Raw genomic sequence first — 16,917 nt, forward strand, 5'->3', positions numbered from 1 at the left:
CCTGTAAAGAAAAGTTTATTTTGAGGTGAGCTTAGTCTATCTGTCTGGGTTCAGCCATATCTCCCACCCTGACAATTTTCATGGCATTGGTGCTGCCCTGAATTTCAAGATCACCTTTGGTTATGATGACAATATCCCCCTCAGCAACGACACCCCGGCGCACAAGTTCATCAATCATCTCTTTATTCATCCGTGCATGGTCGTGATGTTCTACATCAAATTCCAACGGATATACACCTCGATATAAGGTGACTTTTCGTGCCGTTTTTTCGTGAGGCGTCAGGGCAAAGATGGGGATGCCTGAACTAATTCTGGACATCCATAATGTGGTCGCTCCTGAGTCTGTCAACGCTGCGATCGCTTTGACATCAAGATGATTTGCAGTATACATCGCAGCCATCGCGATGGCTTCATCCATGCGTTCAAAATGTGAGTCTATCCGGTGTCGTGATACCCGTATCTCACGCTCCAGCTCAGCTTGAAGACAGACACGGTCAACCGCTGCTATGGTTTTGATCGGGTTTTTGCCTACAGCGGTTTCTCCGGATAGCATCACGGCATCCGTGCCATCCAGTACGGCATTAGCCACATCAAAGACTTCTGCCCTGGTCGGAATCGGATTGGTGATCATGGATTCCATCATTTGTGTGGCAGTGATGGTCAGGCAGTTTTTCTTACGAGCCAGACCGATGATACGTTTCTGAATAGGCGGTAATGCGGCATCGCCCATCTCCACCCCCAGATCACCGCGCGCCACCATAATCGCATCCGTCGCCGCAATAATTTCGTCAATCGCCTCAACGGCTTCGGCACGTTCGATTTTTGCCACGATGGCACCATAGCCGCCTGCATCACGTAACAATTGTCTGGCCTGATGAATATCATCAGCTGAGCGAGGGAAAGACACGGCAAGGTAATCCGCCTGCATACTGGCAGCAGTCTTTATGTCTTGTTTATCTTTATCTGTTAAGGCTTTTGCAGAAAGGCCGCCACCAAGACGATTGATACCCTTGTTATTGGAGAGAACGCCACCAAAACTCACTGTTGTATGAATTTTATGTGCATCGACCGTATCCACTCGTAACACGATTCTACCGTCATCTAACAGCAAGGTATCTTTCGCTTTGACGTCTCGTGGTAGCGCTTTGTAGTCGATACCGACTTGTTGTTCGTTTCCATCCTCTTTGCCAAGCTGGGCATCCAGAATGAAAGGTGCTCCCTCCTCCAGTACTACCGAACCTTGCTTGAATCGAGAAATACGAATTTTAGGCCCCTGCAGATCAGCCAGAATACCGACTTGTTTATTCTGCAAACGGGCACGTTCTCTGACAAGCTCAGCAAGTGCAAGATGTGTGTCAGACTCACCATGAGAAAAGTTGAGCCTGACCACATTCATTCCGGCTGCGATCATCGCATCCAGTACTTGAGGGCTTTGTGTGGCCGGCCCTAAAGTCGCAACAATTTTTGTTCGTCTTATGGCCGTCACATGAAACTCCTTTATGATTGTGCGGCGCGCTGCTCCAGAATATCAACAGCAGGTAACTTCTTGCCTTCAAGAAACTCTAGAAATGCACCGCCACCGGTTGAAATATAAGAAATATCGTCACAAATTTTATATTTAGACACTGCCGCTAATGTATCACCACCACCAGCAATAGAAAATGCATCAGACTCAGCGATGGCCATCGCGACTTCTTTTGTACCTTCACCAAACTGATTAAATTCAAATACACCCACAGGACCGTTCCAAACAATGGTACCGGCATTTTTTAAAATTTCTGTTAAAGCAGCGGCAGATTTTGGACCAATATCAAAAATCATGTCATCAGCCACAATATCAGCCACTTTTTTGGTTTCCGCTTCTGCATTCTCAGCAAAGTGCTTTCCACATACGACATCAACAGGGACCGGAATATCCCCGCCTCGATTTTGGGCTTCTGCGCGTAATTTTTTACAGGTATCAATCAAATCTTCTTCATAAAGTGAATTACCCACTTGATAACCTTCGGCAGCAATAAAGGTGTTGGCGATCCCGCCGCCGACGATAAGCTGATCCACTTTTTTTGATAATGATTCTAGAACGGTTAATTTTGTTGATACTTTTGAGCCACCCACAATGGCGACAAGTGGTCTTGCTGGATTATCTAATGCCTTAGCCAGTGCCTCCAATTCTGTTGCCAGTAGTGGACCAGCACAAGCAATGGGCGCATACTTCGCCACACCATGAGTCGAAGCCTGAGCACGATGGGCGGTGCCAAACGCGTCCATCACAAACACATCACATAACTTCGCCATGCGACGAGATAAAGCTTCATCATTCGCCTTTTCACCCTTATTAAATCGCACATTTTCGCAAAGTACGACTTCACCCGCTTCAACAGGAATGAACTCGGGTTCCAACCAGTTTTGTTCAAGTCGCACCGGGCGATCTAATAAAGCAGATAAATAATTGGCTACCGGCGCCAATGAGTATTGATGTTCGTATTCACCTTCAGTGGGTCTGCCAAGGTGTGACATGATCATGACTTTTGCACCTGCTTTTAATGCCATTTCGATAGTAGGCAATGAAGCATGAATTCGGGTGCCATCAGCAACCACACCTTTTTTCAGTGGCACATTGAGATCCTGGCGAATCAGTACACGCTTACCCGCCAAATCCAGATCAGCCATCTTGATTACAGACATGATGATTTTCCTCGTGAATAATTAAAATTGTGACTTTCATCACAAAGTATAACGTTCTAGAACAGTTTGACCATAAAAAAAGGCTTTCTGGATTCAGAAAGCCTTCGTTTTTTTATTGGAAAAAGAATGAATTAACGACCGACGTATTGAACAAGACGCATCATATTGCAAGTATAACCATATTCATTGTCATACCATGCAACCACTTTTACGAAGGTCTTGTCCAGTGCGATACCCGCACCCGCATCAAAGTTAGAAGGCGCAGTATGACCACGGAAGTCTGTTGATACTACGCTTTCATCTGTATAACCGAGTACATCTTTTAATTCAGCGTCTGAGGCTGCTTTCATCGCTGTGCAGATATCGTCGTAGCTTGCGTCTTTTTCCAGTTCAACCGTCAAATCCACAACAGAGACATCCGACGTGGGCACACGGAAAGCCATACCCGTTAATTTGCCATTCAAATCAGGTAGAACTTTACCGACCGCTTTCGCAGCACCAGTTGATGATGGGATGATATTTTCTAAAATGCCACGACCACCACGCCAATCTTTCATTGATGGGCCATCGACTGTTTTTTGAGTCGCTGTCGCCGCGTGGACGGTGGTCATCAAGCCGCGCTTAATACCAAAGTTATCGTGTAATACTTTGGCAACAGGCGCTAGGGCATTGGTTGTACAGGATGCGGCAGACACAATTGACTGACCGTCATAATCTTTGTGATTAACCCCGAAAACAAACATCGGTGTGTGATCTTTTGATGGCGCAGACTGCACCACTTTTTTAGCACCCGCCTCAATATGTGCCTGACAACTTTCTTCAGTCAGGAAAAAACCTGTACATTCGATGATTAGATCAGCGCCGACTTCATCCCATTTTAAGTCTGCTGGGTTACGTTCGGCAGTAATGCGAATAGTTTTACCATTGACCACCAGGTTGCCGTCTCTGACTTCGACTTCACCATGGAAGCGACCATGTACAGAATCATATTTGAGCATGTAGGCCAGATACTCTGGATCTAACAAATCATTGATAGCGACCACTTCAATATCTGTAAAATCTTTGATGGCTGCACGAAACGCCATGCGACCAATACGGCCAAAACCGTTTATACCGACTCTAATCGTCATGCTTAGTCCCCTATCACTATATCCGTCTGTCTAAGAACTGAAATCTCAGTTTGAAATTTCACTTATTAGACTTTCGAGCTTTAGAGAGAGAAAAACCAGTGAGCAGATGCCCACTGGTTCAATCTCTTTACTTCATTTCTAAACCAGTAATAATTACAGTACTGATTTAACTGTCTTAACGACATTTTCAACGGTGAAGCCGAAGTGTTTCATCAACACACCACCTGGCGCAGATTCACCAAATGTGTCGATACCAACAACACCACCTTCCAGGCCAACATACTTGCGCCAGAAGTCAGTCACACCCGCTTCAACAGATACACGTTTAACACCTGGTGTTAATACGCTGTCTTTGTAAGCTTGGTCTTGACGATCAAACACGTTAGTAGAAGGCATAGAAACAACGCGTGCTTTCACACCGTCAGCTTTCAGTTCTTCTTGTGCTTTAACCGCTAAGTCAACTTCAGAACCTGTCGCGATAATGATGACATCCGCTGCGCCGCCTTCTGCTTCAGACAGAACATAAGCACCTTTACGGATACCTTCAAAGTCAGCTGTGTCGTGTTTACGACCAGGAATACCTTGACGGCTTAATACTAAGCTTGAAGGACCATCTTTACGTTCAACCGCAGCAACCCAAGCAACAGCCACTTCAGTTTCATCAGAAGGACGCCATACATCCATGTTAGGAATGTAACGCAGACCCGCTGTGTTTTCGATTGGTTGGTGAGTAGGACCGTCTTCACCCTGACCAATAGAGTCATGAGTTAAGATAGCGATTGTGCGTTGTTTCATCAATGCCGCCATACGCAGTGCAGACTTAGCATAGTCAGAGAACATGTGGAACGTACCACCGTAAGGCAGTAAACCACCGTGCAGTGCCATACCATTCATGATGGCATACATACCAAACTCACGAACACCGTATGAAATGTAGTTACCTGACTCTTTACCAGAAACATGTTTGAAGCTTGAACAGCTTGTCAGATTAGAACCTGTTAAGTCAGCAGAACCACCGATAAATTCTGGTAATTCAGGTGCTAAAGCAGTGATAACGTTTTGTGATGCTTTACGTGAAGCAACGCTTTCTGCTTTATCGTTGAAATCAGCGATCATTTTATCTGTGAATTGTTTCCAGTCAGCGGGTAATTCACCTGCCATGCGGCGTTTAAATTCAGCAGCTAATTCTGGGTATTCAGCAGCATAAGCGTCGAATTTTTTGTTCCATTCAGCTTCCGCAGCATCACCTTTCGCTTTCGCATCCCAACCCGCATAAACGTCTTCAGGAATAACAAAAGGTTCGTAGTCCCAACCTAACTCTTTACGAGTTAATGCAACTTCTTCTTCACCTAATGCCGCACCATGGCAATCATGGCTAGCTGATTTGTTTGGTGAACCGAAACCGATGATGGTTTTACAGCAGATCAGTGAAGGTTTGTCAGTGACTTTTTTCGCTGCTTCAATAGCTGCATTGATTGCATCAGAGTCGTGACCATCTACTGATTGAACGTGCCAGCCGTAAGCTTCGAAACGTTTAACAGTGTCATCTGTGTACCAGCCATCAATGTGACCGTCGATAGAGATGTTGTTGTCATCCCAGAATGCGATCAGATTACCCAGACCCCATGTACCAGCAAGAGCACATGCTTCATGAGAAACACCTTCCATTAAACAACCATCGCCCATGAAGACATAAGTGTGGTGGTTAACGATGTCATGACCTGGCTTGTTGAATTGATCAGCCATCAGTTTTTCAGCCATCGCAAAACCAACACCGTTGGTGATACCTTGACCTAATGGACCTGTTGTTGTTTCAACACCTGGTGCATAACCATACTCTGGGTGACCCGCACATTGTGAATGTAATTGACGGAATGTTTTGAGTGAATCCATTGGCAAGTCATAACCTGACAAATGCAACAATGAATAAATCAACATTGAACCGTGACCATTAGATAGGATGAAACGGTCACGATCAGCCCAATTTGGGTTATTTGGGTTGTGTTTTAAATGGTCATTCCATAACACTTCGGCAATATCTGCCATACCCATAGGCGCACCGGGGTGACCCGAGTTTGCCTTTTGTACTGCATCCATGCTGAGCGCACGGATTGCATTAGCTAAATGTCTACGTGTAGCCATTATCTACATTCTCCTATTAAAAAAAATTAAGCTGCCCGCCATTTGATCGAGCAACCCATACTAGGTATTTGATTTTCTGGGCCGTGGCCTGTTTCTGCCACTTGTTTCATTGCTTCAAACAAATCTCGTCTGACATCAGATGCTGCGGCTTCTTTTCTACTGGCATCCAAACGACCGCGATATTGTAGTTGCAAATCACTGTTATAACCAAAAAAATCGGGTGTGCAGACTGCACCATAAGCCTGGGCAACCTGTTGTGTTTCGTCGTACAGATATGGAAATGAGAACGCTTGCTGTATCGCAAGCTGTTTCATATTGTCGAACGCGTCTTCAGGGTACTCGTTCACATCATTAGACATAATCGCGACAGAATTGATACCTAATGCTTTCAACTCATTCGTATCACGTACCAATCTATCTATTACCGCTTTTACATAAGGACAATGGTTACAAATGAACATAACTAACAATCCATTTTCACCACGACAGTCTTCTAATGTCCAGATTTTACCGTCTGTTCCTGGCAGAGAAAAATCCACAGCAGGCAAACCAAATTCACAGACTGGTGTCTCTAAAGCCATAAACGCTCACTACAGTTATACTTTATGTCGTTTAAGATGAAAAACGACGCATGAAACTCTTTTGGAGTTCTGCATATTACCAGACAATTTACATAATGCGAAATGAAGCTGTCAGCGATTTTTAGCCTTGCCCTTTGCGATGATCTGTAAAAAAAGTAATGACTTAGATGAGGCACCGATGAAATTCCTCTCAGCCAATCGCAGCAGAAATAGAATAATTTCTGGCACTGCGCGGTTTCTTTGATCGCCTCAAGCTGAACATCGCATATTAAGGTGAACTGTTATCACTTCATGCCAACATCATGTTTTAATGTATTTATTGAATTACTACCTTTAATCAGGTTCATTTCCTAGCTGAGAATTTCATGGCTCAAAAAAAAGCGCCTTCTAAAAAGCGTACCCGCTCAAAAAAGTCATCACCACGTAGAAAAAAACAAACGGGGTTTATCAGCCGCTCAAGTTTGCTGAAAATTGCTTTTACTCTACTGGTTCTACTTGGCTTATTAACCCTTTTCCTTGATGTTCAGATTCGTAGTCAGTTTGAAGGCAAGCGCTGGGCTGTTCCTGCCAAGGTATATGCTCGCCCATTAGAGTTGTATGCCGGGGCTCCTGTCTCACTCTCCGACCTGAAAATTGAATTAAAAGGTTTGGGGTATCAATTTCGTTCAAAAGCCGCACAGCCTGGCCAGGCCGCCTTCTCCTCATCGAAGGCCATCATCGCCACACGTGGCTTTCGTTTTAGCGATGGCATGGAGCCGGCAAGAAAACTCATTCTCGACTTTAATGCTGAAGGTGTAACACGCCTAAGAGATTATCAAGGTCAGGATGTGCCATTGGTTCGCCTTGAACCTGTTCTGATAGGAGGCATCTACCCACTTAATAATGAAGACCGGGATCTTATTCAGTTAAAAGATGCCCCTCCGATGTTGAGCGAAGCTTTAATCGCTATCGAAGACAGAGATTTTTACCAGCATCATGGCATCTCCCCCAAAGGCATAGCCCGAGCTATGGTTGCCAATATTAAGGCTGGTAGTTTTGTTCAGGGCGGTAGTACCCTGACTCAACAGCTTATTAAGAACTTCTATCTCACCTCTGACCGTAGTCTGGTTAGAAAGCTACTCGAAATTCCGATGGCTTTATTGTTAGAGCTGCACTACGACAAAGATGACATTTTGGAAGCCTATCTGAATGAAGTCTATCTGGGACAAGATGGCGCACGTGCCATTCATGGTTTCGGTTTGGGTGCACATTACTTTTTCGCACAACCACTACAAGAGTTGAAACTGCATCAGTTAGCATTACTTGCCGGCCTGGTGAAGGGGCCTTCTTATTACGACCCAAGGCGCCACCCTGAGCGAGCAAAAAATCGACGCAATCTGGTGCTAAAAGTTTTGTATGAGCAAGATAAAATTACACAGCAACAATATCAGCAAGCGAGAAATGCCAGCCTTGATGTTGTCGAGAAAGGCACACTATTAAAAGAAGCGTATCCTGCCTTTTTGGACTTAGTGAAACGACAATTACGTCGTGATTATCGTGATGAAGATCTGAACTCAGAAGGGCTACGGGTCTATACCAGCCTGGATCCGATCACTCAAAGTCATGCTGAGTCATCTTTAAAATCCACCATTACGAGTCTGCAACAACACCATGGCTCTAAATTGAAATCGCTACAGGGCAGTATGGTAGTGACAGACCCACAAACGGGTGAAGTCCTAGCGGTCATAGGTGACAAAAATACACGCTATAAAGGCTTTAATCGCGCATTGGACTCTGTACGCCCCATCGGCTCGTTGGTAAAACCTGCCGTGTATTTAACAGCCTTAGAACAAGGTAAAACACTGGCCAGTATGGTGGATGATTCAAGCTTCACTCTGACACTTCCCAATGGTCAAACATGGAAACCAAAGAACTTCAGCAAACAATCCCATGAGGATGTTTTACTGATTGATGCCTTAGCTCATTCTTACAACATAGCCACCGTTCGCCTTGGAATGGAAGCAGGCTTGGATGAGGTCATTAATACGTTGAACCGATTAGGCATTAAACGTAAGCTAGATGCCTATCCCTCGCTTTTATTGGGTGCTCAGGGCTTGTCACCACTTGAAGTCGCGACCATGTATCAAACCATTGCTGCCAATGGTTTCCAGACGCCTGCCCGAGCTATTCGCACGGTTACAGACAGTCACGGTGAAGCACTATCCAGCTACCCATTTCAACTGCGTCAGACTATCGATGCAGATGATGTTTACCTGATTCAAACGGCCATGCAAGAAGTCACTCACAGTGGCACAGCTGCCAGCATTTATTCCAGTTTACCCAGCCATATCAATACTGCCGGTAAGACGGGCACAACCGATGATCAACGAGATAGCTGGTTTGCAGGGTTCAGCAATAACCGACTCGCCGTGGTATGGCTTGGTCAGGATGATAATTCCCCCTTACCATTCACTGGTTCAGGCGGTGCGTTGCGTGTCTGGAAAAACTTTATGAGGAGTCAGCCTCTGGATTCGTTTGAGGCACCATTGCCAGACGATATAAAATGGCTCTGGATAGACACACAAACGGGCCTTTTATCCGCTCAAGAATGTGAACATTCCCGACAACTGCCTTTCATCTCGGGAACAGAGCCTGTCGAAATGTCTGAATGTGTCACTCAGCCAGGACAGCAATCTAATCCGGTGACTCGGTCACTGGACTGGATTAAAGATTGGTTTCAATAAGGGTTAATAATGACAAATTCTGCTTTACGCTTTTTCATGACGGGGTTGATGTTAAGTATGCTTGCGGCATGTTCAACAACACCTTACCAACCATCTCAACCACCCGTGGATGATCGAAGCAGCGAACCGACACTGCCACAGCCGCCGGAAACACCTGCCTACCCGCCAGTAGAGGACGTTACTCCTGAACAGCCAAGATCTGCTCAGCCAGCACCATCCCCCCAGGTACAAACACCGATAAAACAAAGTCCTGCTGTCGTGGCGTTACTGGATAAAGCGGAACAAGCGAGAGTAAGTGGTGACTTACGGAGTGCACAAAACAACTTGCAGCGAGCTCAACGTATAGCACCGCGGGATCCTAAAGTGTATTACTCACTCGCTCAGACCCATATGAGTCTGGAAGATTATGACCTTGCAGAACAGGTCGCGCTTAAAGGTGTCTCCTTATCATCTGGTAATAATGTACTGCTTAAGCGTTTCTGGCAGTTACTGACCGAAATAAGACTCAGAGCAGGAGATGTCTCGGGTGCCGAAGTGGCGAAACTCAGAGCACAGAAATATTAAGCAGACTGGCTAAGTTGCTGATAAAGAGAAGGGTAGTCTGTCAACAGTTCAGTCATGCCCTCAATGTCAAAGACTTCCACTTTTTCTAGAAGCTGTTGCGCGTAATGAGCTAATGGCGTGAATGTTTCTTTCTCTGCGATTTGCTTCAGATCAGCAGCAAAACGTTTAATTTCACTCATATTGTTGCTTTCATTGACCATTTTCCAAATCGGCATTTTGCTCTCCATAAAGCTAAGGATCACTGGTAATACGGCCATTTCATGATCGGACAATGTCAGGCCACGAGTCTCTTCAGATCCGTTAGGTATCGAAGCTTCATGTTCTAAAAATTCTGCCAGCTTGCTGTAAAGTTCAGACTTTTTGACCGGCTTACGGATATGGTCATCAAAATGCTCTGATTTAAGACGTTCGAAGTCATCTTTCATTACAGATGCTGTCAGGGCGATGATTGGGATATTAAATTCCGCTTTAATTTTCTCTGCTGCCTGATACCCATCCATCACAGGCATACGCAGATCCATCAGAATCAAATCAATACCCTGGGCTTTTACGGCTGCGACGGCCTCTTTACCATTTTCAGCTTCTACAATCTCTAGCGCAGAAGAGGAAAAGCTTTCCGTGACCAAACGACGGTTATCTTCAATATCATCCACCACAAGAATAGTTGCAGGTGAAAACACAGGCAGTGAAGATGCCGAGTACTGCTTCAAGCTTGAATCAGCGGCAATTGATGCGACGACAACGTTATTCAGATGCACCGTAAAAGTAGACCCCTTACCTACTTCACTTTTCACTGTGAGAGCTCCACCCATTAGTTTAATCAGACGACTACAAATGGATAAACCGAGCCCCGTTCCGCCAAATTTTGCATTGTCCTGACCAGGCGTTTGATGAAAGTCTTCAAATATTCGCTCTAACTGATCCTCAGGTATGCCTAAACCAGTATCTTCAATATCAATTCGTAATTTTAGATGACTACCCACAGCGCTCTCGACACTTGCCCGCATCGTTATTCGACCTGACTGAGTAAATTTAACCGCATTTCCCAGTAAGTTGAGTAATACCTGACGCAGACGAACCACATCCAGCATCAGACTATGAGGAATGTCTGAATCGACTTCCAGAATCAGTTCAACACCTTTATTCCGTAATGGCACACTGAATATATGCGATAACTCTTCAAACAAGACATGCGGGTTGGTGGCAGCATATTGTATGTCGAGTTTTCCGGCTTCGATTTTGGATAAATCCAAAATGTCATTAATTAATAACATTAAATCATTGCCAGCCGACTGAATCGTTTTTACATAGGATTTCAACTTATTGTCTTTAACCTGCTCATAGAGCAACTCGGTAAAGCCAATAATGGCATTCATCGGCGTCCGGATTTCATGGCTCATATTGGCCAGGAATTGAGATTTAACGTTACTTGCCTTTATCGCGTCTTTACGGGCAATATCTAAACGCGCATTCTGCTCTTCAATCAGCTCCATATTATTGCGTAAATCGTTAGTTGCCTGCTCAACTTCGCTTTCTAGTTGCCCTCTGCTTTTCTCCATTAACGCAAATGAAAAGAGGCCTGCTTCTAAGAAAACACCCACTTGAAAACAATAGGTGGTGAAGTCGTTGGAAGGTAAAATTCCGATAAGGCTTAACATACCTATAACTGCGCCGGTGGCGAGCATACTCCATGCAAATATGAAGTAACGCGCGGGCTTAAACTTATTGAAAAATGCTNNATTTCATGGCTCATATTGGCAAGAAACTCAGATTTTGTACGGTTAGCCACTTCCGCTTTTTCCTTCGCCTCGACGAGTTGAGCCTCCATCTCGATCCGATCCGTCATATCTACAGCGATACCTAATAACGCCTCCTGCCCTTGGTATTTGATGGGCATAATAGATACCATCATCGAGCGTTCTTCACCGTCCATTTTTTTGAATTCGACGATCTTTTGATCCACAAACCCTTGGGTTTTTATCTCATTAAGTACTTCTTCACGTTGTTTCGGGTTCGAATAAAAACTCAGAATATTAAACTGAGGTAATTCATCCAGCTGCATGTTGTAGTCTAATAATGCCTGAGGGTTAGCAGTGATGATCTGACCGTCAAAATGTGTCACGGCAATCTGTAAGGGCATATGATCAATCAAGGTTTTTGTTTGTGCTTCGGCAGCCTCACGTAAGCGGACTTGAGCGGCTAGTTTTCTATTCCAGAATAAAATCCAAGCCACCACAACTAAAAACAAGATCACAATTTTCAACATCAAACTGTAATCGACAATCGCCGCATATTTATCTTTCCCCCAGTCATCAAGTATGCGTTGCTTATCTGCGAGTGAGATAGCATTAAAGGCCCGGTTAAAAAGGCTAACCATCGGTTGATAAGCCTCGCTAAACCCAAATGCCAATGAGGTTTTGAAGCCGGTTTCCCCTACTATGCGTATGTTGTTAATACTCATTTCGGCAATGTGATAACTGGCCTGAGCCAGTGTGGCTATTAATGCATCTACTTTTCCAGTAGACACGGCAGTCAAGCCCTCTTGAATCGACATGACTTCAATAAAGTTGATATCTGGATACTGACTACGAATATTATCTACATAGCCATATTCATGAATCACGGCAATTTTTTTCTTTTTTATTGACGAGATATTTTCGACATAAACATTATCATCACGCATGACAATGACTATTGGACTGTTTAAATATGGCCTGGTAAAGGTCAGAAACTGACCCAGTGTTGAATCACTGGTTTCTGAAATCATATCGACCTTACCTGCTTTAATAAGCTCAATTGACTCTGCCCAAGTGGAAGTAGGCACGTACTCAATAGTGATGCCCAGTTTGTTTTCTATCAGTTGCAAATACTCAGCAACAATACCGATATAATTTCCATCTTTATCAAAGGCTTCATATGGCAACCAGTTAGGGTCACCGGTAAAACGAATTGTTTTATGCTCGTTTAACCAGAATTGTTCACTCGGTGACAAAATAATATTCTTCGATACGGCCTCATCAGTAATATTTCGTTTAAACCATTTATCATCGATACTACGTTTCTGTACTGCTGATATCGCAAGTAAAGCTTTATCAATAATTGATGACAACATCGGCTCTGATTTTTGCGTAGCCATGTAGAGATTCTCACTCCCTAAATAGCGTGTCGACTGTAATGGTTCGATATTCAAAATAGCTTTGTTATCAAGTTTGTAGCTCAAAACAGCATAAGTGTCGTATAACAGTTCGGCATCGCCATTCAGGACTAAGTGGATAGCCTCATCTGATGAGCCGGTTTCAATGATATTAAGCCTGGGGAAATAGCGTTTGATCGTACTAATTCTGGAGTCATCTTTTGGTAAAGCCACTCGCAATCCATCCAGCGAGTTTTTATTGTCGAGTTTAATGTCATTACGAATAAAAAAATATTCAACAGCCTCATGATACGGACTGGAGAATGTCATATAAGCCATTTTTTCCTGCGTCATAAATACTGCAGGTAATAAATCAATCTCTCCATCAACAAACTGTTTTAGATGATCACGCCAAGAGCCTTCCGTTTCATAGGTAAATTTTAAGCCTGTTAATGAAGAAACGATGTTGAGATAATCCCTGGCAATACCGATGTATTGATTATTTTCGTTCACAAAATCATAAGGTGGCCATTCACTCCCGGCCCCCACAATAATTTCAGGATGGGTGTCTATCCAGGCAATTTCTTCTTTCGTTAATAGCACAGGTGATTGGTACTGAGCTCGGACTGTTTCCGCGGCGGATTGGACAGTTGGACTATAGAAGATGAGGATTGAATTCAGTAACAGAATGAACGTTGTGATTAATGTCATTCTTGTGGTTACTAAAGGATAATTCATCTTATAAGCATCTATTTAACAATGTCAGCAAACTGATCGAGGTGGCTTATCATCAAGTCGACTAACTCAGGATCAAAGTGAAAACCGCGCTGTTCCTGGATGAAAGCAACCGCATCATCAACTGTCCAGGCTGTTTTATAGCAACGTTGATGAGTCAAGGCATCAAATACATCCGCCAGAGCAACAATTCGCCCATAGATGTGTATGTCAGATCCTTTTAAACCACGGGGATAACCGCTCCCATCCCATTTTTCATGATGCTGATAGGCAATAATCGCGGCTGATTTAATTAATTTTCGTTTGGAACCTGATAATAATTTATACGCGTTTGTCGTATGCGATTTCATCACCTCAAATTCTTCTGGCGTGTATTTTCCTGGCTTGTGAAGAATCTCATGAGGGACTGTCATCTTGCCGATATCATGCATGGGTGAGGCATGGTAAAGAGTATCGGCATCAGTATCGCTTAATGTGGGATGCAGTTTGGCCAAGAGTGCAGAAATCTCAGCTACCCGACGAATGTGTTTACCTGTTTCATCTGATGTGGATTCCATCAATTCAGTTAGAAACCAGATGAGTTCTTTTTGGCTATTTTCTAACTCAGATAATAAGCGCGCCTGTGCAAAACGGGATTTTGTTTCCAGATCAATATTTTGCTTCTCAAGCCATTTTTTTGTCTGATATAACTGGACATGCGTTCTAACACGAGCAAGGAGTTCAGCGGCATGAAAAGGCTTGGTCACATAATCGACCCCACCGACTTTAAAAGCTCTGGCTATAGAATCCACATCCGCTTTTGCGGTGAGAAAAATGATTGGAATGTCTTTGAGTTGAGTTTGGCTTTTTATACGCTGACAGGTTTCATAGCCATCTAAGCCAGGCATCATGATGTCGAGCAGAATCAGATCAAACGCAGCATCATCGTTTTGCAGAATTGACAGTGCTTTTTCACCACTATTGGCAAAGGAAAACTCATAGCTGTCTTCCCTCAGTAAGCTCATAGCGACCTGAATATTGTCAGGGACGTCGTCAACTATAAGAATCTGAGCATGTGGTGCCATCAATCCAACCTATTAAAAAGTTGGTTCGATTATATAAGCAAGTTGAAAGAAAAGTACAATACCCTGCATCAAGCAGGGTATTAGAAAATAAATTCAGCTACTACATCGGGCAAGTGACAGCAGCATGAATAAGTGATGTTATGACAAGCCCAAGACATCCTGCATATCAAACAAACCATTTTGTTTTTGCATTAACCAGCTTGATGCCCGCATGGCACCAAAAGCAAACGTCATACGGCTTGAGGCTTTGTGGGTGATTTCAACCCGCTCACCTTCTGCCGCAAACATAACGGTGTGATCACCAACAATATCGCCAGCACGTACTGTCGCAAAACCGATGGTATCTCTGTCACGCTCACCTGTGCGGCCTTCACGACCATATACCGCACATGTTTTCAAATCACGGCCTAAGGCATCAGCCACCACTTCGCCCATACGCAATGCCGTTCCAGACGGTGCATCTACCTTATGGCGATGGTGGGCTTCCACTATTTCGATATCAACGTCATCCCCCAATACCCGGGCAGCCATATCTAATAGTTTTAATGATAAGTTCACCCCAACACTCATATTCGGCGCCAGGATAGTGGCAACTTGTTTGGCCGCATCGTCGATGGCTTGTTTTTGGTCTGCATCAAACCCCGTTGTGCCGATAACAGGTCGACATTGATTAGCCACACAAAACGGCAATAAAGCCATGGTCACTTCGGGCAAAGTGAAATCAATAATGATGTCGGAGTCTTTTGTGGCCTGCTCAATATCCGAGCTAATCGCAATACCTAACTTGCCAACGCCTGCGACTTCACCTGCATCTGCCCCGATTAATGATGAATCGGCACGATCGATCGCTGCACTGAGAGCTAAGCCCTCAGTCTGTTCTACAGCCTGAATCAAACAGCGTCCCATTCTGCCAGCAGCGCCATTTATCGCAATCTTAGTTGCCATATTTATTCCTTTTTCATTTCACCTAGTGATGACAACACATCATCTTATTCAAAAAAACGTTTTACCGCATCCAACCAGGAGCTGTGTTTCGGGTTATGCTTTTCACCACCGCCTTGCAGATCGCCCTCAAACTCTTGCAGTAACTCTTTTTGTTTCTTTGATAATTTCACCGGTGTTTCGATGATAACCCGGCATAAAAGATCACCGGTTGCGCCGCCACGAACTGACTGAACACCTTTACCTTTAAGTCGGAATTGTTGTCCGGTTTGCGTGCCCTCTGGGATCTTAAGATTAGCCTTACCTTCCAGCGTGGGTACTTCCACTTCACCACCCAACGCAGCAGTGACAAAACTTAAAGGTACATCGCAGAATAAATTCGTGCCATCACGGGTAAACACGTCATGACGATTTACCGATACTTCCACGTAAAGATCTCCAGCAGGTGCACCATGGGTGCCCGCTTCACCTTCACCTGAGAGTCGAATTCGGTCGCCGGTATCGACACCAGCAGGCACTTTGACCTGTAAGGTTTTCTCTTCTTGAACCAGCCCTTCACCATGACAATCCGGACAAGGCTCTTTGATCATCTTTCCGGTACCACGACAATGTGGGCAGGTTTGCTGCATGGTAAAGAAACCTTGCTGAATTCGAACCTGACCATGCCCACCACAGGTAGTACACGTGACGGGTTGTGTCCCTTTCTTCGCACCAGAACCATCACAGGTGTTACATTCAACATTGACTGGTATGCGAATAGTCGCCGTGGTTCCCGCCACAGCATCTTCCAATGACAAATCAAGTCGATATCTTAAATCAGCACCACGATAGGCTTGTTGCCGGCCGCCACCTCCACCGCCAAAGATATCATTGAATACATCACCAAAAATATCGCTGAAGCCGCCACTGCTTCTAAAGCCACCGCCCATGGATTGGTCGACACCTTCATGACCGAACTGGTCATAAGCAGCCCGCTTCTGGCTGTCAGATAAAATTTCGTAGGCTTCTTTGGCTTCCTTAAACTTGGACTCAGCTTCAGCATCATCAGGATTTCTGTCCGGATGATATTTCATCGCCATGCGACGGTAGGCTTTTTTAATCTCAGCTTCAGTCGCCGTGCGTGATAATTCTAAAACTTCATAATAGTCTTTTTTGGCCATTATTCTTTTTCCCAACTACCTAAAACGACAAAACAGGCGCCGGAGATTCCTGACGCCT

General features: G+C 44.5%; 12 protein-coding genes. 2 read left to right on the forward strand and 10 right to left on the reverse strand.

Features of this window, described 5'->3' with window-relative positions; translation table 11 throughout:
- Positions 1–31: 31 nt before the first annotated feature.
- From pyk to B3014_RS04890, 5 genes are all read right to left on the reverse strand, one after another.
- Entirely contained in the window at positions 32–1,486 is a 1,455-nt protein-coding gene (gene pyk, locus B3014_RS04870) for a pyruvate kinase (RefSeq protein WP_289243735.1), read from the reverse strand.
- 11 nt (positions 1,487–1,497) lie between these two features.
- Positions 1,498–2,685 (reverse strand): phosphoglycerate kinase, encoded by a 1,188-nt coding sequence (locus B3014_RS04875; protein WP_286305761.1) that lies wholly within the window; start codon positions 2,683–2,685, stop codon positions 1,498–1,500.
- Positions 2,686–2,816: 131 nt separating this feature from the next.
- The gene (gene gap / locus B3014_RS04880; RefSeq protein ID WP_289243734.1) at positions 2,817–3,815 is read right to left on the reverse strand and encodes a type I glyceraldehyde-3-phosphate dehydrogenase; all 999 of its coding nucleotides are present in this window, start codon (positions 3,813–3,815) and stop codon (positions 2,817–2,819) included.
- Between the two features lie 153 nt (positions 3,816–3,968).
- The gene (tkt, locus tag B3014_RS04885; protein WP_286305763.1) at positions 3,969–5,957 is read right to left on the reverse strand and encodes a transketolase; all 1,989 of its coding nucleotides are present in this window, start codon (positions 5,955–5,957) and stop codon (positions 3,969–3,971) included.
- A gap of 26 nt (positions 5,958–5,983) precedes the next feature.
- Positions 5,984–6,538, reverse strand: coding sequence for a thioredoxin family protein (locus B3014_RS04890; protein WP_286305764.1), 555 nt, complete (start codon positions 6,536–6,538; stop codon positions 5,984–5,986).
- A gap of 365 nt (positions 6,539–6,903) precedes the next feature.
- Between B3014_RS04890 and mrcB the strand changes: the two genes are divergently transcribed.
- Positions 6,904–9,261 carry a penicillin-binding protein 1B gene (gene mrcB / locus B3014_RS04895; RefSeq protein ID WP_289243733.1) on the forward strand — a complete coding sequence of 786 codons (2,358 nt, stop codon included), beginning with the start codon at positions 6,904–6,906 and terminating at the stop codon, positions 9,259–9,261.
- A 9-nt stretch (positions 9,262–9,270) separates the two neighbouring features.
- Positions 9,271–9,825 (forward strand): tetratricopeptide repeat protein, encoded by a 555-nt coding sequence (locus B3014_RS04900; RefSeq protein ID WP_289243732.1) that lies wholly within the window; start codon positions 9,271–9,273, stop codon positions 9,823–9,825.
- Here the strand turns inward: B3014_RS04900 and B3014_RS04905 are convergent.
- From B3014_RS04905 to dnaJ, 5 genes are all read right to left on the reverse strand, one after another.
- Positions 9,822–11,510, reverse strand: a complete 1,689-nt coding sequence (locus tag B3014_RS04905; RefSeq protein WP_289286919.1) for an ATP-binding protein — start codon at positions 11,508–11,510, stop codon at positions 9,822–9,824. The genes B3014_RS04900 and B3014_RS04905 overlap by 4 nt on opposite strands.
- On the reverse strand, positions 11,486–13,669 hold the full coding sequence (locus B3014_RS04910; RefSeq protein WP_289286920.1) for a transporter substrate-binding domain-containing protein: 2,184 nt from the start codon (positions 13,667–13,669) through the stop codon (positions 11,486–11,488). Before B3014_RS04910 ends, B3014_RS04905 begins: the two co-directional genes overlap by 25 nt.
- Positions 13,670–13,707: 38 nt before the next feature.
- A complete protein-coding gene (locus B3014_RS04915) occupies positions 13,708–14,757 on the reverse strand; it encodes an HD domain-containing phosphohydrolase (protein ID WP_289243730.1) in 1,050 nt (349 codons plus the stop codon).
- Positions 14,758–14,895: 138 nt separating this feature from the next.
- Complete coding sequence (gene dapB / locus B3014_RS04920) at positions 14,896–15,702, reverse strand: 4-hydroxy-tetrahydrodipicolinate reductase (RefSeq protein WP_286305769.1); 807 nt, start codon at positions 15,700–15,702, stop codon at positions 14,896–14,898.
- Positions 15,703–15,746: 44 nt separating this feature from the next.
- Positions 15,747–16,859: a molecular chaperone DnaJ gene (gene dnaJ, locus B3014_RS04925; protein WP_286305770.1), complete on the reverse strand. Its 1,113-nt coding sequence runs from the start codon at positions 16,857–16,859 to the stop codon at positions 15,747–15,749.
- Positions 16,860–16,917: the final 58 nt, after the last annotated feature.

It is taken from the genome of Methylophaga sp. UBA678 (genome assembly GCF_002299105.1).
GTDB classification, from domain to species: domain Bacteria; phylum Pseudomonadota; class Gammaproteobacteria; order Nitrosococcales; family Methylophagaceae; genus Methylophaga; species Methylophaga marina.

Coding starts and splice junctions, on each gene's coding strand:
- B3014_RS04875 (WP_286305761.1), bottom strand. CDS start 2,685: ATGTCTGTAATCAAGATGGCTGATCTGGATTTGGCGGGTAAGCGTGTA.
- B3014_RS04900 (WP_289243732.1), top strand. CDS start 9,271: ATGACAAATTCTGCTTTACGCTTTTTCATGACGGGGTTGATGTTAAGT.
- B3014_RS04915 (WP_289243730.1), bottom strand. CDS start 14,757: ATGGCACCACATGCTCAGATTCTTATAGTTGACGACGTCCCTGACAAT.
- mrcB (WP_289243733.1), top strand. CDS start 6,904: ATGGCTCAAAAAAAAGCGCCTTCTAAAAAGCGTACCCGCTCAAAAAAG.
- dapB (WP_286305769.1), bottom strand. CDS start 15,702: ATGGCAACTAAGATTGCGATAAATGGCGCTGCTGGCAGAATGGGACGC.
- dnaJ (WP_286305770.1), bottom strand. CDS start 16,859: ATGGCCAAAAAAGACTATTATGAAGTTTTAGAATTATCACGCACGGCG.
- B3014_RS04905 (WP_289286919.1), bottom strand. CDS start 11,510: ATGCTCGCCACCGGCGCAGTTATAGGTATGTTAAGCCTTATCGGAATT.
- B3014_RS04890 (WP_286305764.1), bottom strand. CDS start 6,538: ATGGCTTTAGAGACACCAGTCTGTGAATTTGGTTTGCCTGCTGTGGAT.
- tkt (WP_286305763.1), bottom strand. CDS start 5,957: ATGGCTACACGTAGACATTTAGCTAATGCAATCCGTGCGCTCAGCATG.
- gap (WP_289243734.1), bottom strand. CDS start 3,815: ATGACGATTAGAGTCGGTATAAACGGTTTTGGCCGTATTGGTCGCATG.